Below are 22,942 nucleotides of genomic sequence, written 5' to 3' on the forward strand. Positions count from 1 at the left end.
AGCTTCATGAAGTAGCTGACTTCGGCGTCGGTGTTTTTGTACCCGTTCAGGTACGCGGCAACGCCGAAGGCGAAGTCGTGGTCCCGGGTCGCCTCGCCATTCAGGTCGAAGTAGACGTTGCGGCCGCCCATCACCGAGAAGGCAACTGGACCGACATTCTTCAGGTCGATCTTGCCACCGTCGATCAGGGCAGAACCCGCCGCGTAGTTGACGAATTGCCGACCGAGGCGAATGTCCACCTTGTCGAACAGGTTGCTGTAGTCGCCGTACAGGTAGTAGAGCCGACCGTTGATACCCTCACCGTTGCGGATGTCTTCGGTGACACGGCCGTATCCCTGGAATGACAGCTTGCCTTCTTTGTCGATCTGGGTGACCGACAGGTTGAGATACTCTCCGAATTCGGCCTGTTTGTTGCCGGTAAAGATGTCGTTGAACCAGCCAAACTGGGTCGAGCTTCTGCCGTGAATCTCCGCCGACCACGCAGCGGTCGAGCCAAACACAACCGCTGAACAGGCCAACAGGCAGAATAATCTTTTACATGTCATCAGAAACCTCCTTTCATGTAATCTCAAATCTTGAAAACCAAGCGAAGTCATTGCGCTTCTTCACCACCTTTCGCCCCTCTTTGGGGTACATCTTGTGAAAACGCAAAAACATGTACCAACCAAGAAACAGCATTATTCCCAATTGCCCGAGGACTCTCCATTCCGCTTTTCAACAGGTACATTGTGAGTAAACAATAAAATTTGTGCGCTCTATGGGCCAGTGGTTGCCAACCACTTTAAAAATATCAGGCTCCAATGACAGGAGAGACTCGGTTGGGAAATAATGCCGGCGATTGGTACGCCGTTGCACCGCAGGGCCTCAGAGTATATCCGGCAACGAGACGGCGTGGCTCTGTAACGCGAAAAACAGTTTTCAAGAAAATGGAATCTGTGGATGGGGGGCCGGTGGGATGGCTTTTTGCCGTTTGTTGAACCGTCGTGATCTGCTCGATTTTTTTAAAAGGGCTCTCGACGAAGTAGTGGCCGGCGTTGCTGTGGCCGCAGCAGGAATTGCCGTAATGGTAATGATTCAGGGAAGAAAACGAGAATAGAAAAAAAGGCGCCAGAAAAGGCGGGAAGAGGAGCATTCGGTACATATGCAAGTTCATTTGCAAATAACAATACACAGGGGAGGTTCCTCAATGAGAAGATGTAATCTCTGCCCAGCAGTGTAATCGTCAATCATTCTATCAGCAGCGATGTCAACAACATGACACTAACAGATAACAAGATGAAATCACTATGATTATATTCTATTTTTCATAACAACGATTTTAGCTGCCCCCGGGTGCTGATGATTGGCCAAACCATTTAAAATTATAGCAACTTTCCCTCTTTCTTTAGTGACTATAGGTAACATTCTACCTGCAAGTTTTCAAACGTCAAATTTTTTCACTCTTTTTTTTGCACAATTTATGAAAAATTCAACGAAAATTTTTCAATATTTAATAAGAACAGCACGTTATCTAACCCGCTGAATAAACGTCACAAATCGCAAACAACCGTATGAAAAACCGGGAAAAACGACAGAAAGAGCAATAAACGGAAGAAAAACGATGGGAGGAGGCGTCAAATTTCTGAAAGCCCTATGCTCGAGGCGTGGACAAGCGTCCGGCCTCGAGCGACCAAACTGCGGATTACTTGCCCCTGCCATGCCTGGTGCATTATTGCAATGGCGGGATTATTACCATCGGGATACTGGAAAGCGCGACCTCATGAGGCGGGTTGAAACGCGCCCCCATGGGCGGATACCTGCAGTGGGCCGCGTAGGGGCATCTCGATCCTGAACTCAGCACCATCGGCCAGATTTCGGGCTATCAGCCTGCCCTCCATATTCTTCTCCGCTATGACCTTGGACATGTAAAGGCCGATTCCGGTACCTTTGCCCGGCTCCTTGGTCGTAAAATACGGGTCGAACACCTTGGGCAGCACATCGCCAGCTATGCCGCCGGCGTTATCCGCAATGGTTGCAACCGCAAGCGCATTATCGCGGAAAACGCGTATGGTGATACGCGGCTTGGGGGTCTTCCGTTCCAGCAGTACATCCTTGGCATTATTAATGATATTGATCAACATCTGGGAATACTCGTTGGGGTATCCCACAACACAGACATTCTGCTCTGCGTCGAATGCGATGGTGATGCCGTAGTTCCGAAGGGCCGGCGACATGAATTTGATGGTCCTCTCAATGACCTTGTTGACGATGAACTCGCTTTTTTCCTTATCCGGCCTGAAAAAGAAGCGAAAATCGTCAATGGTATTCGACATGAACAGGATGACATCCATGGCCACCTTGACTTCATGATTTAGAATTTCCTTATTGAGTTCGCCATGTTCCGACATTTCCTGCAAATTCTGGATAATCAGGCCTACATTATTAAGCGGTTGGCGCCACTGGTGCGATATATTGCTGATCATTTCCCCCATTGCGGCAAAACGCCCCTGCTGGATGAGCAGCTGGTCCTTCTCCCGGAGTTCCTTCAGCGTCGTGGCGATGCGATCCTCAAGAGAGCGATTGACCTCCTCAAGCTGCTGTTGTTTGACCGCCAGGTTCACCTCTGCCAGATGCCGTTCGGCTATCTCTTCCTCCAGTAAGCCCGCCTGTTCCTGAAGGGTCTTTTGGGCCTTTTCCAGCTTGGCCATGCTTTCCGTAAGCCGCGCATTAAGACGTTTGATGGAATAGTACCGCCACCCTCCCATCACCAGAACCACCAGGGCAAGCGTCGCCCCTGTGGTTCCGGCAACCCGCCGGGCATTCCAATACGGCTCCGGCGTACCCCACCATTTCCGATACAGTGCCTGGTATTCGGGCGAACCGACAAACCCCTCGAGAACCTTGTTGAGACGGGCCGCAAGGACCAGATTCCCCTTGCGCAGCGCCATGGCCCGCTTCCCGTCGATGACCGGCTCTCCGACTGTTTTTATCTTGTCGCCCACGCCCGCCTCGTTGGCAAGCTTCATTATATTCGGCGTCGCCGTCAAGGCAGCATCGATCTGTCCCGAGAGAAGCTCGAAGATCAGGGAATGCAGGTTGGGATAGGTATTGATGGTTATGTCAGGGACGCCTTTAAGGTAGTGTTCTCCGACGCTTTCCTTGATTACGCCGATCTTGATACCCGGGATAATGCCGTAAAAGCGCGATTCGTGGCTGCGGACCGTCAAATGAACCGGCACCGATTCCACCGGCTCCGTAAAGGTGAACAATTTGCTCCGCGCATCGTCAACGAGCAGGTTCGGGATCAGGTCCGCCTTGCCGCTCAAAACCAGATGTTCGACCTCATCCCACTGCTGCCCGAACACATAGACCACCTTCAAGCCGGCCCGACGGGCGATCTCGTTCATGACATCAACGGCAAAGCCGACCGGCTTTCCGGTCTGGCGGTCCTGGGAATAGGTCGGCGGAAAATCGGGCGGGATTGCGGCAACGATCGTGTCCGACGCCACCGGTGGAGGGGCGAGGTCCTCTGCGCGGGCGGCAAAGGCCATACCGAGTGCCGCGACCGTGAGAACGATCACTGTTATGCGAGTCTTCATCCGGTTCGTCGTCGCCAGCATGATGTGTCCTTAAGAGGTCGGCTCAATACGTAGTATGGTGTTTAAGTGTTATACCTCGCAGACGCCGGATTGCAAGGGAGTATGCGATAAATCCAGGTCACCCATGAAAACCGTTCCAAGGCGGCATCGGCTTCGGAGACACCTTCGGCGGAGGCTGGGATGCGGGATGAGCACAGGCGTAAAAAGCTGAAGATCGTGGAAGCGCCAACCATGGTTGAAAACTTCCGCAAACCGGCAGCCGGTCTATCCAATGAGTTTTGCTATGCCAAACGCCGCCGCCGCCGCGATTCCTCCGACAAGGACCGTTTGCCAGGCACTCCGCACCGGCCGGTTCGTGGTAAAGTGTCCCTTGACAAAACCAAACACAAACAGGGCCAGCAGCGTGACGACCATGGAACCGACCAAAGCCGCATGCACGGAGTGCAAAAAGAAATAGGGGGCCAACGGCACCAGGCCGCCCGTAACATACGAGAGGGCGATGGTCAGGGCGCTGCTTCGCGCCCGGCGGGGGTCCGGCTCTTCGAGCCCCAATTCAAACTTCATCATAAAGTCAACCCATCGGGTGCGGTCGGAGCTGATCGCCCCCACAACAGCCGTCACCGTATCCTCAGGAAGCCCATAACCGCGGAAAATCTGGGCGACCTCGTTCGCCTCGCTTTCGGGGACTTCGTGCGTCTCGCGCTCTTCACGGGCCAATTCGGCCGCAAAATGTTCCGCATCGGTCCGCGCCGCCAGATATCCCCCCAGCCCCATGGCAATCGCACCCGCCGCGATCTCGGCGAGACCTGCGATTATAATGAGGCCCGTGGAATCAACGGCCCCCGACAACCCCGCCGCAAGCGCGAACGGAACCGTCAAACCATCCGACATGCCTATGACAATATCGCGTACCGTATCGGATGCGGTAAAATGTTTTTCCCCCTGGGCGGTCATTGACATCCGGCACCTGCAATCATCCTGAAGACAACGATCATATGTTCCAACCTCCGGACAGCGAAACGAATGAATTGAGCCTTTAAGGAGACAATAACGGGGGGGCTTTCCGCCGCGACCTCAACAAAGCATAGGCCAGGTATCCCACAACCCCCAGGTTCACAACCAACACGGTCATCTTGGGCCACGTCATCCCGCGCATGACTTCAAACAGTTCGACAGGTATGTACATCCCGCCGGTCAGCAAACCGAACCACTCCGCCCACGGCATCCGTTTCCAAAGGCCCACCGCCTCCACGAAACGCACAATTGCGTAACATAACGCAGAAAGGGCAAGCCCCCAGAGTTGCAGATCCGTCACGTGGGTAGCCGCATCGATGAAGATTTGTGGATAGTGGCGGGCAGGATTGATATGCAAGTGTCGAACGAGTTGCTCGGCAACCTGATGGACATCTTCGTGAATGAACGCCAGTATCCCCAAACCGGTCAACAGGACGATCATCCCCTTGGCCCCCTCGAAGAGCGCTACGACACGAAGTCCGCCAAGCTTTGCAGGGTTTTCGGCATTATTGTGCATGTATTTTTTCACGTGTTCGGCGTAGACGGCGGCATGGCAACGGCGTTGCAGCCGGTCGAATGAAACGAGAAAACCGGGGGCATCCCGGTTTTAGGTCAAGTTCCCCGCGGGGCATGTCCGTCATGATCGGCGTTTCGGCCCCGGCTTGCCCTGCTTCTGTTCCTTCAGCAACTGCCGCCAGAGTTTCGTCATTACCGCCTCGCAACGTTCCCTATCGGAAATCCGCAATCTCTGGGTGCACACGACCGTGCCATCCACATTGACAATGCGCTCCAGAGTGTTCTCGTTTGCCCAGATGATAATGTTCTGCATCTTGTCCCCCCCACGCGAGGGTCTTCACGGCAGTCCTCCTGATCATTGTTAAAAAGTAATAGAAAAGTGTGATTAGTCAAGCAACGTATACACGGAGAGGTCAAAGCTGATCAGGTCGTGTTGGTGACGGCAGCCGCATCCGGGCAAGCGTTTTTCTCTGACCGGAAAATAAAAACCCGCTGCCGGAGAAGAGACGGCAGGGGGCGATTATATCGGGCAATTCCGGCCATTCACCGGGGCTATATCGCTGAGTTCGACTCGTTCATCTCATGGGGATCATACGCAGCATCCGCAAAATCGTAGGAGCCCATCTCATCCTTCAGGTCTTTAATCGCGTCATAGGCCTTCAGGATCAGAGAGCCGACATCAGGGGATTGGCGGGCCTCATAGGCACGTTTCAGCGTATCCAGTGCAGAATCAGCCAGTACAGCAGAAGTGGTGTAGGAACCAGGCATACGTCTTCCTCCATGTGACGCTAAAAATGTACCTTCAAGCGGATATCGCACCGTTTCAAATCAGATTACCGGCACGGTACCATCCCGCATGACAGGCGCCCTCCATTCCGATTCGCGGGGCGAACGTCCGTTGCAAACGAGATATTCAGATTTTAAAACGATGGTTCCCCATAAAAACGTGCTGAAGGGTGGGCACGCATTGCTTTCTATCGGAAATATACGAGCATAAATCATTTGTGTAAATAGAAAATAAACCGATAAACCGTTGCCTCACGTGCCATAGCGCCACGGCAACATTTAGCCAGGTCAACCGCCGTTTAATCCCGCCCTGCCCCGCCCGCTACTCCCTGTCCCGGCTTCGAGACGAAGCTGGCGGCGCTACCACCGCCTCCCCGGGCTCTGTACCCCAAAAATCGGCGACGTCACGCAAAATACTGCCCGAGACGGCCTCGGCAACATCCGCAGTGAACCAGTCGGCCGGCATCGCCTGACTGAAACCAGGCTCCAGAAACCGTCTATCCATCAGGACGATAAGCCCCCGGTCCGTCTCGGAGCGGATGACCCTGCCGGCGGCCTGGATCGCCTTGGCCATGGCGGGTATCGTGTAGGCATATTCAAAGCCGGCAGCGTATTTTTGCTGGTAATACGACCGCATCTGTTCCCGTTCCAGATCATAGGTGGGCAACGGCGGCCCCACCACAAAGGCCCCGATAATCGTCTCCCCCGCGTAGTCCATCCCTTCGGAGAAGGAACCGCCCTGCACGGCAAAGACGATTGTCGGCGTGCCTTGGCTGCGGAGATTCTCGACGACCGCCTCTATGCCGGCAGCCTTCATGCCCCGCTCCTGACACACCGCCACAAAGCCTGCCGGCGGTTGGAAGAGAGCGGCCACCCGCTCCAGAAACTCAAAGCTCGGCAGAAAGACGAAATAGTTGCCCTTGCGCAGCGCCGCCACCCTCCGGACCGCCTCGGCAATTTTGGCGTAGTTGCGTTCGCGGTGGCTGTAACGGGTGGATATCTGGGGGATGATCAGGAGCTTGCGCCGCTCTTTCGGAAACGGGCTGGCAAATTCCGCCGTCCTCACCCGGTCCCCCTTCAGGCCGGAAAGGCGCACATAATAGTCAAAGGGTTTCAGGGTCGCCGAGAACCCCACCACCTGCTCGTAGTCGGCATAGCAATCCTCCAGCATTGCCGAGGCGTCGCAACAGGTTATCTTCACCGTGCCGCCGGTCCCATGGGGGTGAAAGGTGGTGAAAAATTCCTGCCGATCGGGATGGCCGATGAACTCCAGGGTTTCCGTGAATTCGCCCCAATAGTGACAGAGCCGCAGAATCACGTCCTGGCGGGGTATCTCCACGCCCGAATCCAGGTAGCGGGAGAGAAAGGCGCTGAGCCGGGAGTGCATCGTGAAAAACAGGTCCGTGGGTGGATCGATCCGCTGCGGCCTGGTGACACCGGGCGCATGACAGGCAGCGACAGCCTGCAGGCAACCGTCAAGAAGTTCCTCGGCCTCGTGGCGAAAGCGTGGGGCCACCGCCTGTATCTCGCCACGCATATTTTCCAGCACCACGGACGAGAGCGCCGGCGAATAGTAATCCATGGCCCGCGCCGGAAGGTTGTGGGCTTCGTCGATCACCAGGTTGGGCTTGCCGGTCTGATCGACGCCGATGTCCGCCATGCGGCCCAATGCCGAGCGCGGGGCGAACACGTAGTTGTAATCGCAGATGATGATGTCCGCCTCGCGGGCACTATCCAGTTGCAACTCGAACGGACAGACCCGGTACTGCTCCCCCAGGTCGCGAAAGGTGCGAGCCTTCAGCTTCCTCTTCCGTGCCAGTATATCGAGCAGCCCCTCCCCATAGACCTTCCCGTAGTAGTCCCTGGCATACTCGCAGTAGTCGGGATTGCACAGCGGCTCGTTCATGAAGCAGATCTTCCCCTTGGCGGTGATGGAGAGGGATTTCAGCTTTGCCCCCGCTTCCTGGAAGCGGGTGACGGCGTCCTCGGCCACGGAGTGCTGGCTGTTTTTCGGCGTGACGTACACGACCCTCTGTCCCCGGCTCAGGGCCTCCTTCGCTACGGGATACAGCACGCCGACGGTCTTTCCGAGGCCCGTGGGGGCCTGGATGAGCATGGGGCGCTTCTCCGCCATGAACCGCTCGATGGTCGCCATGAGCTCGATCTGGCCGGGGCGGGGGTTGGCAAAGGGAAAGGTGAACGAGGCGGCGGCCTTTCTCCGCCGGGCGGCGCGCTTCTCCGCCCGCTGCGCGTCGACGACCAGTTCGTCAAGGCGGCGGTCGAGCCACTGTTCGTACCGGACCGGATCGAGGAGCAGATCGAGGTCGTCCGAATCGCCGCTGCGGGTGGAGACCAGATGGAAGGAGAGAGCGGGAACAACCTGGTGTTCCCGCCAGTAGCAGTACCCGTAGGTCAACAGTTGCAGGCAGTAGGGATGATCCATGGGACCAGCAGCCAGATGCTGCGCCAACTCCCGGATGTTGAAAGTGCTCTTGATCTCCTCGATCTTCGGCACCTCGTGACGGAAGATCCCGTCCATCCGGCCATCGACCCGAAATGCGTACCCTTCCCTCTCGAACAGGCCGCTGATCGGCACCTCGGCCTGATAGGCCGGGTCGGCCTTTACCCGCTGCCTCTGCACCCGGACATGGATCTCCTGCCCCTCGGCGGCCTGGCGGCCGTAGCCCGAATGGGTTTCGATGCTGCCGGTCCGCGGGGCGGGCAGGGCAAAATCCCTAAGCGGCATGGCGATCAGCTTCGTCACTTCCCGCTCCTCCCCCGGGTCTTCTTCGTGGCCGGGGCCTTGACCGTGCCGGCGTCGCCCGGGGCCGTTTTCCCCAGCAGCCCGTCGATAAACGCCGACATGGCCCGTGACGATTCCAGCGCATCCTTGGGGATCTCCCTGTCGTGCTTTTTGGCCAGGTCGGTGCCGAATTTCAACTGCGCCGGGGATGGGGGATAGACGCCGCCGGGACCGGCAGCCGCCCTCTGGGGCGGCCGGGCAAACTTCATCTTGGAGTGCACCCCCTTGACGAAGGTGACCCAGGAGGCGTCGCCCCCCTCCACCTTGTCCAGGTACGACTCCATCTTCCTGGTAAGTTCCAGGTCGATGATCCAGGGGTGATCCTTGGCCAGGAAATCGAAAAGCCGTTCGGCCACGTCCGTGGCGTGGATCTTCCCCTTCTTGACCACAATGTAGTTTCTGGCCTTGATCGTCCCCATGATCGAGGCATAGGTGGAAGGCCTGCCGATGCCGTGCTTCTCCAGCGCCTTGACCAGGGTCGCCTCGGAATAGCGGCCCGGCGGCTTGGTCTGCTTCTCGTCCAGCTTCTGGCCGGTCTTCTCCACCGTCTCCCCGGTCACCAGGGGGGGGAGCCTCTGGTTATCATCCTCGTCGTCCTTGTCACCCTCCCTGACCTCGCTGTAGACCTTCAGAAAGCCGTCGAACTTCATCACCCTGCCGGTGGCCCGGAACGGTTCCCCGGCGCAGCCGATCTCCACGGTCGTCGAGTCATAGACCGCCGCCGCCATCTGGGAGGCCACGGTGCGCCGGTAGATAAGGGTATAGAGCTTCTCGTGGTCCGCCCCCAGCCCCTCCTTCGAGACGACCCCGTGGATGTCGCCGGTTGGGTGCATATGGGTCGGCCTGATCGCCTCGTGGGCCTCGGCCTGGCTGTTTTTGGACTTATAGGAGTTCGGGGCTTTGGGGAGGTACGACGGCCCCAGGGAGCGGCCCACATGGTTTCTGATATCGGCGATGAATTCGTCGGCGATGCGGACGGAATCGGTACGGTGGTAGCTGATCAGGCCCGCCTCGAAGAGCTGCTGGGCCAATCGCATCGCTATCTCCGGGGAGATCTTGAGCTGCGAGGATGCCGCCGCCTGCATATCCACGGTGGTAAACGGGGCCTTGGGGTTCTGCCGGGTCTCCTTGGTTTCCACCTTGAGGATGTCGGCGGTCCGGGCGGCGGTCACCGCCAGGAGAATCGCCTCGGCCTTGGCCTTATCCGTCAGATTGCCCCCCCTGTGCTTGGCCGCGAAGGCGACCTCATCCTTTTGCAGCGTGATCGAGACGACATAGAAGGGCTCCGGGTTGAAGGTGCGGATTTCCCGTTCCCGTTCCACACAGAGGCGGACCGCCGGGGCCTGCACCCGGCCGACCGAAAACCTCCCCTTGAGGGCATTGCTGGCGATGGGGGAAAGGATATACCCCACGACCCGGTCACCCACCCGGCGCCCCAGAAAGGCATCGTACAGGCCGGAGTTGGTGTTCTCCCACGGGATCGACTTTTTCATGGCCTCATCGATACCCTTTTGGGTGATCTCGTGGATCTCCAGGCGATGGATCGACCGGGCGATCTTCCGAACCTCGTCGAAGACATGGGTCCCGATGGCATACCCTTCACGGTCCGGGTCGGTGGCGATATACACGTCCTGTCCCTTGGCGGCCGTTTTGATCTGCCTGATCCGGTCAGCCTTGCCCTTGTCCAGGATAAACGTCGGCGCATAGGTATCCAGGTCCACGCCCATGGCGTCGGTCGGCAGGTCTTTGAAATGGCCGACGGTGGCGAGTATCTGCGCGTTGATATAGGATTTGATCTTCTTTATCTTGTTTGGCGATTCAATGACGAGCAGCATAATAAAACCTGTAAAATTTGATTCGAGTCACTCCACCGCTAGGGGAGGATAATCTCTATACCATATTTCACGTCACGTTACGAATGCCGTGCGAGTTTCCTCCCCTTCGCACCCGGAGACAGCACGCCACAGGCGGCCGTTTCCAATGGACGGAGCCAGAAATCGTGAAAGAAACGTCGCCTTTATTGTTGGCGCATGATAATGATATATAATTCATGTGATCAAGGGTCCAAGCCGCCTGTTTCCAGAGGGGAGCGGGACGGGCAACAAATCCGGTGCATAGTTACCAGCGGTGAGTCCGGTTTACGGCACATGCCGTCCATGAAATCGGAACAAAAGGCCAATACAATGACAATCAATCAACTGGTGGAACTGATCAGGCACATCGAGGAAGAGCACAACTTCTTCAACCGGAAAACGGGACACCGGGTGGTGAAATTCATAACCCCTCTGATTGACACGCGTGGCAACGGGATGGTGGTTGCGGTGGATTTGCAGGGGTATGGCTGGGAAAATACCTTCGACTCCAGGAAGGGGCAGCAAGAGACCCCCTCTTCGATGTTCAATTCGATTATGACCTTTCTGGACACGTCTGACGAGGACATCTGAGGTCCCAACCCGTGAAGATACGGGACGGGAAGGTGGAGAAATCACCCACAAGTAAGGATACATTATGCAAGCTGCCGTTTTCGTTGACTTCACCAACACACCGTACCATACTGTGATCTCCTCCTTCAGTTGTGTTTAGATCACCAGGCCCCTTGGGAAGCTCAGTTCCAAGGGGCCGCCTTTTTGCCGTCAGGTCCGTTATGGTGCGCCCCTCCCCCTCCAGGTCGTCACCCTCCCCCAGCAGGCCGTCCGTTCTCCCGGTTTCAGGGCTTTGCGTATGCCCCGGCCTCATCCTCCCGGTTTACCGCTTGACAAATACTTCTGATTCAAATTAATCTGATACGAAATATTTATTACCCCAGAGGACTCTATGGACGAACAAACAAGGCAGGACAACAGCATACGTTTTGGCGCCAGGCTCGGTTATGCCTCACGGCAATGGCGCAGGGCCGTGGACGAGCGGCTGCAACCGTTCGGGCTCACCGAAGCGACGTGGCTTCCCCTGCTGCACATTGCGCGGAACGAGCCGCTGCGGCAAAAGGATCTGGCGGAGGTGGTCGGTATCGAATGTTCCACCCTGGTCCGACTGATCGACGCTCTCGATAATGGCGGGCTGATCAAGCGCGTGCCCGATGGCGACGACCGGCGCGCCAAGCTCCTGTCCCTTACCCCGAGCGGACGCCTACTGGTCGAGAAGGTGGAAGCGGCGGCCGCCATTATCCGCCGCCAGATATTCGCCGGTATCAGCGAAGAGGAGTTGGCAATCGCCCTCAACGTGATCGATCGCATCTGCGACGGGCTCAACAGGACCTGGACAGAGAAACCGGAGGATGCGGCATGAGCGGCGGGACCACAACCACATCCATGAGGATTCGCGCGGTTCTGCGCGGAGCCAGGTTTGGCGCGGCGCGGCACCCCGTCGTCCTCGTCGTGCTGTTTCTCGCACTGCTGGCCTGCGGGGTTTGGCTGCACAACCGGCTGACCCATGTGGAGGAGAACGACGCCAAGACGGCCGGCGAGGTCGTTACCATTGCCAGCCGGCTCGATGGCTGGCTGGTCACCCGGCCGGTGATCGAGGGGGACCATGTGCGCAAAGGACAGGTGCTGGGGGAACTGGACACGCGCGACGCCAAGCTGCGGCTGGCCACGCTGGAAAACAACCTGGCGGCCCACGACGCCCAGATCCGCGAGATCGCGATCCAGCGCGACACCACAGAGAAGACGACCACGGCGGGGATCGCCGACGCCCGGGCCCAAGTGACTGCCGCCAGGGAGGCCGTGGCGATGATCGCACCCCAGACGGACTTGGCCCGTGCCGATTTTGCCCGTTCCGATGCGCTGGTGGGCCAGGGAGCCGTTTCCCGCGAGAACTGGGACCACGCGCACAGCACCAAGCTCCAGAACGAGGCGTCATTGCGCCAGGCCCGGTCGCAACTCACCGCCCGGCAGGCGACCTTGGCGCAAACGGTCGCCCAGCGCGGCCAGGTGGCCATGCTGGGGCAGCAGATCGAGGTGCTGCGCCGCGAGCGGGCGGCCCTTGCCAGCCAGGTGGCGCAGGTGCGCCAGGAGATCGCCGACCGCACCCTGCGCGCACCCTGCGACGGCATCGTGGACAGGACCTTCATCCATGCGGGCGACTACGTGCAGGCCGGGCAGTGGCTGATGATGCTCCATGACCCGAACGACATCTGGGTGGAAGCCAACGTCAAGGAGACCGCGGTCGGCAAAGTCCGCGTCGGTCAAGCGGTAAGCGTGGCGGTGGACGCCTATCCGAACCTCGGGCTGCACGGGCGGGTGATACGCGTCGGCAACGCCGCCACCAACCAGTTCGCCCTGTTGCCCAGCCCCAACCCATCCGGCAACTTCACCAAGATCACCCAACGGGTGCCGGTCCGCATCGCCATCGACAAGCCCAAACAGCCGCTGCAACCCGGCCTCATGGTCGAGGTTTCCATCGATGTCGCCCATTGAGGCCTATGCCGAGCGCTTCGGCGCCCGGTATAAATGGCTCGCAACCGGCACCGTCATGCTCGGCACCATCGTCACCACCGCCGCCTCTACCATGGTCAATGTGGCGCTGCCGGACATCATGGGCGCTTTCGGCCTGGGGCAGGATCAGGTCCAGTGGCTCTCCACCGGCTTCCTGGCGGCGATGACGGCCACCATGCTGCTGACCGCCTGGGCGCTTGGCCGCTTCGGCTATCGCATGGCGTTCCTCGGCGCACTGGCGGTGTTCGTCGCCGGAACCTTGGCCGGGGCGGTCAGCACCACCAGCAACGAAATCATCCTGGCGCGGGTGCTCCAAGGCATGGCCTCCGGGCTGATCCAGCCGGTGGCGATGGTGGTGCTGTCGGAGGTCTTCCCCCGCGACCAGCGTGGCCGGGCCATGTCCATCTATACCCTGGGCGTGGTGTTGGCGCCGGCGCTCGGCCCGACCGTGGCCGGCTATCTGGTGGATGAATACAGTTGGCGCGACGTGTTCCTGGCGGTCATACCGGTGTGTCTGGCCGCCATGGCGGCGACCGCGCTGTTCCTGCCCGGCCGCGACACCCGGCAGGAGGCGGCTTCCCACCGCTTCGACGGGATCGGCTTTCTCTTCCTGTGCATTTTTCTGGTCTGCCTGCTGAGCGCGCTCTCCAACGGGCAGCGCGAGGGGTGGAGCTCGGACCTGATCCTGGCCCTGTCCCTGGCGGCCCTCGCTGCCGGCGTTGCCTTCATCGCCTGGGAGCTGACGTACCTGCGGCCGCTGCTGAATCTGCGCGTCTTCGTCAATGGCCGGTTCGCGGCAAGTTGCCTGGTTGCCTTTGCCCTGGGGGTGGGCATCTACGGTTCCACCTATATCGTGCCCATGTTCGTGCAGCTCGTGCAGGGGTACACCCCCACCCGCTCCGGCCTGTTGCTGATGCCCGCAGGCTTTGCGCTGGCGCTGACGGCCCCGGTAGCCGGGCACCTTGCCGATCGAATGCCCCCCTGGGGGCCGGTCATGGCCGGACTGGCCCTGTTCGGCCTGTCCAACTGGCTGTGCGCCGGGGCCGATGTGGATGCGTCGTTCCGGCTCTTTGCCTGGTGGATCATTCTGGGCCGTATCGGGCTGGGGCTGATAACGCCGTCGTTGAACGCCGGCGCCCTGCGCGCCCTGCCCCACGAGTTGCTGGCGCAAGGCTCGGGCGCCCTGAATTTCATACGCCAACTCGGGGGCGCCATGGGGGTCAATCTGCTGTCCGTGCTGATCGACCGGCGGACCACCTTCCACGGCGATGCCCTGGCCCAGGCCATGACTCCGGCATCGGCGGCGGCGAGCAATGCCGTGCAGCAGCTCGGGTTGATGCTGACCCACTGGGGCAATCCGTTCGGCAGCCGTCTGCCCAGCGGCGCACCGCCGGCGGCCATGAACTATCTGGAAAGAATACTGGTGCCGAAGGCGCAGTGGCTGGCCTATCAGGATGGTTTTCACGTGGTCGCGGTGATGTTTTTCGCCGCGTTGCTGCCGGCCTTGCTTATGCGGCGGCGGGCGAGGTAGGCGGAACTTTTTTCTGTATCGAAATGATACAAATGACGGCACTTGAGCATGGTTCAAGTGCCGTTTTTTAATGTGATAACGGGGAGATATGACTGTTGGCATTTTTATGTTAATTATTTTAACACTGCGATATTGCGTTGAATTATGGGTTTGCTTGGAGTAGAAGGGGGAAGGTCGGGGGTTTGCCTGTGGCGGGTTGGAGGTGCTGCGGAGTTGCTGATTGAAGTATGAAGCCAGAAGAATAGGTATAGTGCCCCTGTAATTCCTTGTCAAAAAGTTGAGAACAAGTCTGGATTTATAAATTGTGTAGGTCTGACACCCGTATGCTTCCTCCGCAGTCGAAAAATAATAAAAAATGTCCAAATTGTGGGAACGAAATGAAGGTTAGAGAAAAGAAGTCAGGAGAAGAGGCAGGAAAGAAGTTCTTAGTATGCATCAAATACCCTGAATGCTGGACTATTGAACCATATGTAGAGCCAAAGTGGTTTTAAAGCTATTATTATATTTATAAGACCCTGTGTTACTGAAACTTAGACAAGTTCTAATAAATATACGGTTCCACTATACATGTATATGTGGCAGCATAACTACTCAATAAATATTTATACTACTAAATTACTTGTGGCAAAGGACGACTAAAATGAAATTTACCTCTTACATAGCCAACAGGCTTCAATCGTTCTCATTAGACTGTAAAATTGAAAATGAATTTGTAGTATTAACCATCGATGGCACGCCAATTAAAATCAGGATAGATGATGAGTGGGAGCAAGCTTACCAGCAGTACAAGACAGCGAAAAGCATAACATTCGACACTACAACGAGAATCTTGTGCCACAATAAAGCAGTCGAAGTTCCACTTATGAGGCTTGATCAAGAATTTTATCGCGACCTACAATACCTATTTACAGATAGTAGCGGTAATACCGTATCTATATCTAGAAGCACTGCTATGTACTCGTTTGCACATTTTGATTCAGATGAATATCCTAAATATTTTGAAAGAGTGGTGAAACGCCGAATAACCGGAAGGAGCAGAACTAGTTTCCCCATAAATGCATTAATGACTAATCCATTTACAGCTACTTATACAGCAAAATCAAGGAAGAAGCCATCAAATCTTTTCGAAAAATCGATATCTAAAATTAAGGCCTGTCTATTTAAGCTAGCTGTAGAACAACGTGATTGTCTTGAAATATGGAAAGCTAAAGACCAGCGATGTTTACCATTGCACACAGATAACACATCAGATGATTTTAGTATTCCAAAAGCCGAATATGAAGATAATGTAGTAAGTTACTATAAGGTAGCACGAAGTAGCCCATTCCCAAGCCAAAGTTTTTTAGATTATTTTCACGTTCTTGAATATCATTTTCTTAGAGTAACTGAAGACAAGTTACATCACCAAATAAGAACAATGGTATATCAGACAAACTTTAGAGCTAACGAAGATGGTTTGGATAGAATAATTGCGTTAGTAAGAAGCTCTGACGCAATAAATGATGAGACCGAAATGTTGAGAAGTGTCATTCAAAAATTTGTACCTGAGCATGATTTTATATCCTACCTTAAGAGCGTAGAAGATGACTGCGGTCATAAGATATATACCAAAAAACGAAAAATATTCGGTGAACATCTCGAAATATCCACAGCAGAAGGGCATGCCATCTCAAATGCCGCTAAAGTTTTAAAACATATTCGTAATGCCATTGTGCATTCGAGTGATAGGTACAAAAGGGAGGACTGCCATATTCCACTTTCAGAAAGCGAGAATGTTATAGAAGAGTTCATCCCTATAATCAGATATTTTGCTGAGAAGGTAATTTACGGTACGGCAAACTAATTTCTGAAAGTCCAACCAACGGGTGGTGCGTTCGAGACCGCACACCCTCATCTCCGCTATAAAGCAACCTGTTCTTGCCATTGCCCTGACTTGTCCTTATCGGGGCGCCAGTTACACCGTTCGCTTTAATGGTATGACTTTCGCTACAGCCTTCAATCCATCCAGGTAATCCGCCCATAGCTGCATCATCTTCCGGCGTTCGACAAGGTGAGCCGTCCGGTTGTATGCTCTGCCGTTCGGGTCTTTTACGGCAGGGCGCGGGGTCAGGCTTGCATCTTTGCAATTTCCATAAGGCCACCTAAGGAGACGTAGTTAAGTTCGTTAACTTGACCACTGCCCCCCTCCCCCATCAAATCCGCGCCCCCGAATCATGCTGCCCAACCACCCTCCCCGAGGCATACGACTCCGCGGGGCAAACGTCATGCCGGTGTTCCGCCACCCAGCGGGATAAACCGTCTGCGGTGATGATGCCGATGGCGCTCAGCATGACAAATACCGAGCATGCCACCGCCCACCGCTTGTTGAACATTCCGAATAGTGCGGCCAAACATGCAGCCGCCAGCAGGGCAATCTTATAGTTCATCGCAGGGCCTCTCCCGATTAGTTAATGTGCTTGCCTCAATCAAAGCAGCGTAAAAGACCATCTGCGTTCGCAAGCGTAATTGCAACGGCATACGTGATTGCCATGACGATGATTATCATTCTCACAGCTACCCTCTCCTTGTGATGAGACACGTAATCATACCGTTCCGGGCTTTAACGCCTTTCCCATTCGCGCCTGTCTTCATGCCGTTCTTCGCGCCGATCTTCCCTCCTGACCTCGGGCCGGTGAATCTGCCCGCGGTAATGGTCCCGGTCGCGGTCATAGCGCCTGAACTCGGCTTCGCGGAACCGCCGGAAGTCTCTCAGGTTGTGCCGGACCAGGAGCGGCGGCATCGTTCTTCGCTCCACCCGTACCAATGGCCCGCCGTAGTACGAGGTCCGATACCAGAAACCATTGCTGAAGATAAAGTAGTCGCGGCCGATGTACGCCATATCATACGGCGTCCCGACGGCAACGTAATAGCCCAGATCCGGCACGAAGACAAACTGGGGCGGAGGCGCAGAGGTGGGTATTCCGATGTCTACATTGACGTTGAGCCCGGCATGGGCGATGGAAGCGGTCGCGGCGACAAGCGCACCCGCGACGAGGAACGGCATGCGGTTCATAAAGATCTTCATAGGTTCTCCTTGGTGTGCAGGGGCATATTTCGGTAGACGCGGGGAAGGTCCATTGGGTTACAGGGGTAAACGAATTTTCGACAAAAAATGCCCCTGATTTCTCAGGGGCATTTCAACTTACCCGGACAGGTCACCCATATAATATCTTGCTCCAAACCTTACATCGAACCTGTTCCCCAGATTATGATGCTTTTCCCCGAAGAATTTACGGCTACCCGCGGCACCGGAAAGACCGTGTATCCGTCATAGGCCGCCCCCATGGTCGCAATCAGTTGTGATATCCCCCAACCGGACGACTGGAGGTACTGGGCCGACCTCACGGTAACAGCCGCCGACTCTATCTGATACCAGACCAAGGTTGCGTTCCCCGATGGGTCCACGGCAATGTGCTGGTCATAGGTGTTGCCGATGTTCTCGCTGATCTCCGCAGGGGCGTCCCACACTCCGCTCGCCGCGCTGTAATGGCTTGCGGCCACATACTGCCTTCCCTCGGTGTCCAACTGTTGCTCCCACGTTGCGAAGGCGTTCCCATGGGCGTCGAGCGCGACTTCCGGGGAATAGCACTCACCTGTCACGCTGTTTGCAACGGTCTTCGGGGCTTCCCAACTTCCCCCGGCCGGTTGCCGGCTGGCCCAGACATCGAAGTAACCGGAGTTATTGTTCTGAATCCATGCCGCGAGGATATCCCCGGCGGGGTCAATCGCCAGCGAGCCCTGGCCGTAGATCGGGTTGGCGCTGCTGCTCACTTTCGTGCGGGTCGCAAACCCGCCGGCTGTGGTTCCCGTCGCCACCCAGATGTCGCTTGCGTCGCCATTGCCGCCTCTGCCGTCGGTTCTCTGAAACTGGTTGTATATCACCGCAGCCGTGCCGGAGTTGTTGGCAACGACCTTGTAGCCATAGGCGGAGTTCGTGCCGGTGGACAGCATTGCCGGTGTCGACCAGGCATTGTTCGCCACGGAATATTGGCTGGTGTACACATCGAAGTGGCTGCTGACGGCGGCATCCGACTGGTTCCACATGATCACGGCATTCCCGGCCGCGTCAATGGCAATCGACGGCACCCCGGACGGGCCGGTGGCACTCGATACGGCACTCGTCAGCTTTTTGGGGCTGCCCCATCCGGAACCGGCAACATAGCGGTTCACCCAGACGTTGTTGAGCTGATTGTCGGACTGCATCCAGACGACAACGGCATTCCCGTTCCCATCTATCGCCACTTTCGGCATCATGGCAAAGCCGGTGGCCGTGCTGATCTGCGTTGCGGATTGTTCGGAATTCAGCCACCGGGCCTGGATCACGCTTGCGCCGTAGCCGGTCCCCGTATAGCTCCACCATACGGCAAGCCCGTCTCCGGCCTCGGAGACCTTGAGGTCCGGGTCCTGGGCCACGGCCGCTGAGTCGTTTGCCCAATTCATGGCGGAAACGCTGTTGGCCAGTGCCGGCGATGCCGTGGCGCTGAACAGGGTCGCTCCCGAACTCCTGTCGGTTATCGACACGGTGCCCGAGACAGAGGTAACCGCCACATGGTCGAGCAGGCCGTCCATGCCGGAGCCGTTCGCCGAGAATTTCCCGGAAATGGGGTCCATGTCGGCGCCGTAGCTCGCAAGAAGGGGTTTCAGGCTATTCCGGAGGTTCGCCGTTGCGGCCGGGAGGTTCGCTGCAATGGTGCTGAAGGTGGTCGGGCTCGGCGCCTGGTACGCGGCATCCAGGTCCGTGCTGCTCGCTGCCGCCGCTACGATCATCTGGGTCAAGGGGGTGATGTTCGCCGTGCCGGCGGCAGCGGCAAACGAATACATCGTCTTCCCTCCCCAGCTTGCCTTGAGCATGAACGGGGGTTTGAGTGCCGAGACGTCGAATGAAAACGTCCCGTCCGTGGTCGCCATCGACAGCTCATGTCCTGCCGAATCCTTGAGAAAAATGGTCCCGGACACGGCGGCGCCCGTTGCGGCAACACCGGAAACCGTCATGGTGGAATTTGACGACTGCCCCCCGCTGCACCCCAACAACAGTAGGCCGATGACTGCCAGTATCATGTTTCGCATAACCCCTCCATAATTTCCACATCTGGGATGGGGTTCAGCACGAAGTGTACCGGCGCTGACAAGAGACTTGATTTGTTGTTTGAATTAGCGCAGTTACATGACAACACACCAACAATAGTGCTGCCACATGAACTGCTGGAGAGAAGATCATCCGTGCACATTTTGCATATTAAGGGAGATACCGCCCGTTTGTGATGACAAAAATTGTCAACGCACAGGGAAAAACCGGCAGGGAACTCCCCAAGGGGCCGCGTCTACATTTTTCATTTTGGGGAACTCCCCAAGGAGCCGCGTCTACATTTTTCATTTTGTGCAGAATGCAGACCCTACAAAAGTCTACCAAAGCCGTTTGCCGGCAAAGGCGCGTCCAGAGCCGGATTTCAAGTATTTTTCGAAATCGGCCGCCTTGGCTTCGTCGCTAAAAGCCAGATAGCCGACCAACGTCCAAGGGCGGAATTTTGCGGTGTGGGTTGACTGGCCGGCGTTATGAGCGGCAAGACGATTCTCAACATGGGAGGTAAGGCCAACATAGCGTTGTTCGGGGTGGGATATGCTCTGGAAGAGATACGTATTTCACAAATCTCTCCAATCAACAAGGCGAATAAAAGCCCGCCTACGCAAAAAGCCAAGGCTTCGCCCGACAGGCACATGGCCTGCCAGCCGAAGCCTTGGCGTAGGCTGGTGGAGGTGCCGGGAGTCGAACCCGGGTCCGAAGAACCTACCATCTGAGCTACTACACCGTTAGTCCGTTGCTCGATTTAACCGGCACTATGCGCAAAGGACAAGGCATTGTACTGGCGGTCCCGTAAATTTCGGGGTGCGCTACGGGCGTTGCGCCTCCCTATCCGGTAGTGAATGACGCCCCCTTCTTACCACCGGCATCTGGGTCGGGGACGCCTGTTAAGCTGCGAGAGCTACAGGAGTGTTATAATTGTCGGCAATTAATGCCGGTGCAGGTTTATTAAGGTCGGCCACCTGCCCCGACCCGGTGCAACCCAGATTTTCACTTCCCCGTCGAAACCTTTACACCCCCCTTTGAAAAAAATTCCACACGCCGCAGTGACGTGTCCTCGTGCCGTCAACCCCGATTACGCGCCTTCAGGGTCTGGGATATCTCCCGCTGTGTATCCCTTTTTTTAAGGTCTTCACGTTTATCGTATAGTTTCTTGCCTTTGGCAAGCCCTATCTCGACCTTTACCAGCCCATCCTTGAAATAGAGCCTGAGCGGTATGATCGAATACCCTTGCTCCCTGACCTTGCCGTAAAGCCGGGTGATCTCCTTGCGATGCAAGAGCAGCTTGCGCTGGCGATCCGGCTGGTGGTTCTGGCGGTTGCCGAAGTCATAGGGCGCGATATGCAGGTTGTTCAGCAGGGCCTCACCATCGCGGATCAGCATGAAAGCGTCGGTCAGGTTGACGGTGCCGGCCCGCAGCGATTTTACCTCGGTCCCCTGAAGCACCATCCCGGCTTCCAGTTTTTCCTCGATAAAATATTCATGGTAGGCCTTCTTGTTGTTGCAGATCAGTTTCTCACCCATATGTGCAATCATAGCAAAATCGGCGCTGAAAGGGAAATCATATCCTGCGTCGCGAAACGGTAATTATTTCGTAACATTTTTTTCACCGTCAGGAGGCTTTTGCGTATTGACAAACAATTTTCTTTTGGATTATATGGTTACATATTCCTCGTTAGCAGAGGCGTTTGCACAAACACAGGCTACTGCCCAAAAATGTCGAAAGACGCCAATGGGTAGACCAGGTCTTGCCGGATTAAGGCTTGACTTAACGTAGCTGGTCATTGACCTACGTTGTGCACTGCCGAAAGTCAACCAGTGGGGAAACGGTTTCTTTGCGTGCGCCAAAGGCCCTTTCTCCGAAAGGGCCTTTTCTTTTTTGGGGTTACCATTATGAACACGGAATACAGCGAAATATACCTGAGCGCCGTCATCGGCCGTTCGGTGATCAACAGCAGAGGCGAAGAGCTCGGGCTCCTCCGCGACCTCATCATGGTGCCGGGCGAGGTGTTCCCCGAGGTGTCGCACATCGTGATCAAGGGGCGCATGGGCAAGATGCTGCTCCCCTGGAGCGAGGTGTCGCTGTTTACCCATGTGGTGATATCGGCTGCCGGCGTCGCCCCGCCCGGCCTTTGCGCCTATGAATACCGCGAGGCGGAGATCCTGGTGCGGCGCGACCTGTTGGACAAGCAGATCGTGGACGTGGACGGTGCCAAGGTGGTGCGCGTCAACGATATCAAGCTCGGCAAGCTCCACGACAAGTTGTGCATATTCTCCGTCGATATCGGCTTTCGCGGATTGCTGCGCCGCCTGGGATACGAACGGTTCGGCGACAGTGTGGCGCGGCTGATCAAAAAGAACATTCCCAATACCGAGATCAGTTGGGAGTATGTCCAACCGTTGGAGCCCCATTCGTCGAAACTGGCCCTCAATATCGCCCGCAACCAGATGAACGAGATTCATCCGGCCGACCTGGCGGATATTATCGAGCAGATTCCGATCAAGAACATCAAGACCGTGCTCGAAAACATCGACCCGGAGACCACCGGCGACACCATCTACGAACTGGAACCGGAGATGCGCAGTGTGGTCATCGGCCAGATGGATGCGGAACATGCCTCGGACATCCTGGAAGAGATGTCCCCGGACGATGCCGCCGACGTTCTCGCCGACCTGTCGGAAGAGACGGCACAGCAACTGCTGGGGCTGATGGACGATGAAGAGAAAGAGGAGATCGAAGAGCTGCTGGTACACGAGGAAGATACGGCCGGCGGTTTCATGACCAGCGAATTCCTCACCCTCCCCCTGAACCATACGGTTGGCGCCGCCATCGCCGATGTGCGCCGGCTCGCGGGGGAGATCGAGACTATCAATTATGCCTATCTCCTGGATGACGCCGAACATCTGGAAGGGGTGCTCAGCCTCCAGGATTTGCTCGCCGCCAAAGACGATGAACTCATCGTCGATATCATGGAAGACAACATCAGAAGCGTGAATGTGGGCGACGACCCGGAGGAGATTCTGGAAACCCTCACCCGGTACGACCTGACGGCAGTACCGGTGCTTGACGAGGACCAACGCATGGTGGGGATCGTCACCGTCGACGACGTCCTTGCCCACTACCTGCCGCGCCTGGTGAAGAAGAGAGGATAGGAAGAAACG

Annotated in this window: 18 protein-coding genes, 1 other RNA gene, 3 pseudogenes and 1 riboswitch; of the genes and pseudogenes, 7 read left to right on the forward strand and 15 right to left on the reverse strand. The window is 56.6% G+C overall.

The annotated features are described in order from the left end of the window. The 8 genes and pseudogenes from F6V30_RS16330 to topA all read right to left on the reverse strand — a co-directional run. Positions 1-545: pseudogene (locus tag F6V30_RS16330) on the reverse strand (hypothetical protein); the annotation flags it as partial. Positions 546-1,757: 1,212 nt separating this feature from the next. Then, positions 1,758-3,599, reverse strand: a complete 1,842-nt coding sequence (locus F6V30_RS16335; protein ID WP_151158224.1) for a transporter substrate-binding domain-containing protein — start codon at positions 3,597-3,599, stop codon at positions 1,758-1,760. A 243-nt stretch (positions 3,600-3,842) separates the two neighbouring features. Then, entirely contained in the window at positions 3,843-4,532 is a 690-nt protein-coding gene (locus tag F6V30_RS16340) for a VIT1/CCC1 transporter family protein (RefSeq protein WP_218043344.1), read from the reverse strand. A gap of 82 nt (positions 4,533-4,614) precedes the next feature. Continuing rightward, positions 4,615-5,109 (reverse strand): DUF2127 domain-containing protein, encoded by a 495-nt coding sequence (locus F6V30_RS16345; protein WP_151158228.1) that lies wholly within the window; start codon positions 5,107-5,109, stop codon positions 4,615-4,617. Positions 5,110-5,229: 120 nt separating this feature from the next. Beyond that, positions 5,230-5,421: a hypothetical protein gene (locus F6V30_RS16350; protein WP_151158230.1), complete on the reverse strand. Its 192-nt coding sequence runs from the start codon at positions 5,419-5,421 to the stop codon at positions 5,230-5,232. A gap of 239 nt (positions 5,422-5,660) precedes the next feature. Further along, positions 5,661-5,876, reverse strand: coding sequence for a hypothetical protein (locus tag F6V30_RS16355; protein WP_151158232.1), 216 nt, complete (start codon positions 5,874-5,876; stop codon positions 5,661-5,663). Between the two features lie 340 nt (positions 5,877-6,216). Continuing rightward, on the reverse strand, positions 6,217-8,658 hold the full coding sequence (locus tag F6V30_RS16360) for an ATP-dependent DNA helicase (protein WP_246163593.1): 2,442 nt from the start codon (positions 8,656-8,658) through the stop codon (positions 6,217-6,219). Beyond that, positions 8,655-10,532 carry a type I DNA topoisomerase gene (topA, locus tag F6V30_RS16365; RefSeq protein WP_151158234.1) on the reverse strand — a complete coding sequence of 626 codons (1,878 nt, stop codon included), beginning with the start codon at positions 10,530-10,532 and terminating at the stop codon, positions 8,655-8,657. Before topA ends, F6V30_RS16360 begins: the two co-directional genes overlap by 4 nt. 348 nt (positions 10,533-10,880) lie before the next feature. Between topA and F6V30_RS16370 the strand changes: the two genes are divergently transcribed. From F6V30_RS16370 to F6V30_RS16395, 6 genes are all read left to right on the forward strand, one after another. Further along, complete coding sequence (locus F6V30_RS16370; protein ID WP_151158236.1) at positions 10,881-11,141, forward strand: hypothetical protein; 261 nt, start codon at positions 10,881-10,883, stop codon at positions 11,139-11,141. A gap of 370 nt (positions 11,142-11,511) precedes the next feature. Beyond that, positions 11,512-11,982 carry a MarR family winged helix-turn-helix transcriptional regulator gene (locus F6V30_RS16375; protein ID WP_151158238.1) on the forward strand — a complete coding sequence of 157 codons (471 nt, stop codon included), beginning with the start codon at positions 11,512-11,514 and terminating at the stop codon, positions 11,980-11,982. Between the two features lie 89 nt (positions 11,983-12,071). Next, a complete protein-coding gene (locus F6V30_RS16380) occupies positions 12,072-13,112 on the forward strand; it encodes an HlyD family secretion protein (RefSeq protein WP_191965753.1) in 1,041 nt (346 codons plus the stop codon). Further along, positions 13,099-14,661: a DHA2 family efflux MFS transporter permease subunit gene (locus F6V30_RS16385; protein ID WP_151158242.1), complete on the forward strand. Its 1,563-nt coding sequence runs from the start codon at positions 13,099-13,101 to the stop codon at positions 14,659-14,661. Before F6V30_RS16380 ends, F6V30_RS16385 begins: the two co-directional genes overlap by 14 nt. 323 nt (positions 14,662-14,984) lie before the next feature. Further along, entirely contained in the window at positions 14,985-15,152 is a 168-nt protein-coding gene (locus F6V30_RS17535; protein ID WP_151158244.1) for a topoisomerase DNA-binding C4 zinc finger domain-containing protein, read from the forward strand. Positions 15,153-15,301: 149 nt separating this feature from the next. Further along, positions 15,302-16,504: a hypothetical protein gene (locus F6V30_RS16395; protein WP_151158246.1), complete on the forward strand. Its 1,203-nt coding sequence runs from the start codon at positions 15,302-15,304 to the stop codon at positions 16,502-16,504. A gap of 111 nt (positions 16,505-16,615) precedes the next feature. On the opposite strand, the pseudogene F6V30_RS17410 reads toward F6V30_RS16395, so the two are convergent. From F6V30_RS17410 to smpB, 7 genes and pseudogenes are all read right to left on the reverse strand, one after another. Then, a pseudogene (locus tag F6V30_RS17410) lies at positions 16,616-16,756 on the reverse strand (integrase); the annotation flags it as partial. 97 nt (positions 16,757-16,853) lie between these two features. Further along, positions 16,854-17,087: a hypothetical protein gene (locus F6V30_RS16405; RefSeq protein ID WP_151158248.1), complete on the reverse strand. Its 234-nt coding sequence runs from the start codon at positions 17,085-17,087 to the stop codon at positions 16,854-16,856. A gap of 173 nt (positions 17,088-17,260) precedes the next feature. Then, the gene (locus F6V30_RS16410) at positions 17,261-17,725 is read right to left on the reverse strand and encodes a hypothetical protein (RefSeq protein WP_151158250.1); all 465 of its coding nucleotides are present in this window, start codon (positions 17,723-17,725) and stop codon (positions 17,261-17,263) included. Between the two features lie 158 nt (positions 17,726-17,883). Further along, positions 17,884-19,767, reverse strand: a complete 1,884-nt coding sequence (locus F6V30_RS16415) for a hypothetical protein (RefSeq protein ID WP_151158252.1) — start codon at positions 19,765-19,767, stop codon at positions 17,884-17,886. 336 nt (positions 19,768-20,103) lie between these two features. Next, positions 20,104-20,325: pseudogene (locus F6V30_RS17540) on the reverse strand (GIY-YIG nuclease family protein); the annotation flags it as partial. A 121-nt stretch (positions 20,326-20,446) separates the two neighbouring features. After that, positions 20,447-20,800: a transfer-messenger RNA gene (gene ssrA / locus F6V30_RS16425) on the reverse strand. A 45-nt stretch (positions 20,801-20,845) separates the two neighbouring features. Next, positions 20,846-21,304, reverse strand: a complete 459-nt coding sequence (smpB, locus tag F6V30_RS16430; protein WP_151158254.1) for an SsrA-binding protein SmpB — start codon at positions 21,302-21,304, stop codon at positions 20,846-20,848. A gap of 140 nt (positions 21,305-21,444) precedes the next feature. Then, a riboswitch (M-box (ykoK) riboswitch) is annotated at positions 21,445-21,610 on the forward strand. A 63-nt stretch (positions 21,611-21,673) separates the two neighbouring features. Between smpB and F6V30_RS16435 the strand changes: the two genes are divergently transcribed. Then, positions 21,674-22,933 (forward strand): magnesium transporter, encoded by a 1,260-nt coding sequence (locus F6V30_RS16435; protein ID WP_151158256.1) that lies wholly within the window; start codon positions 21,674-21,676, stop codon positions 22,931-22,933. The last annotated feature ends 9 nt before the right edge of the window (positions 22,934-22,942 follow it).

Origin of the sequence: Oryzomonas sagensis (assembly GCF_008802355.1) — a bacterium.
Lineage (GTDB): Bacteria > Desulfobacterota > Desulfuromonadia > Geobacterales > Pseudopelobacteraceae > Oryzomonas > Oryzomonas sagensis.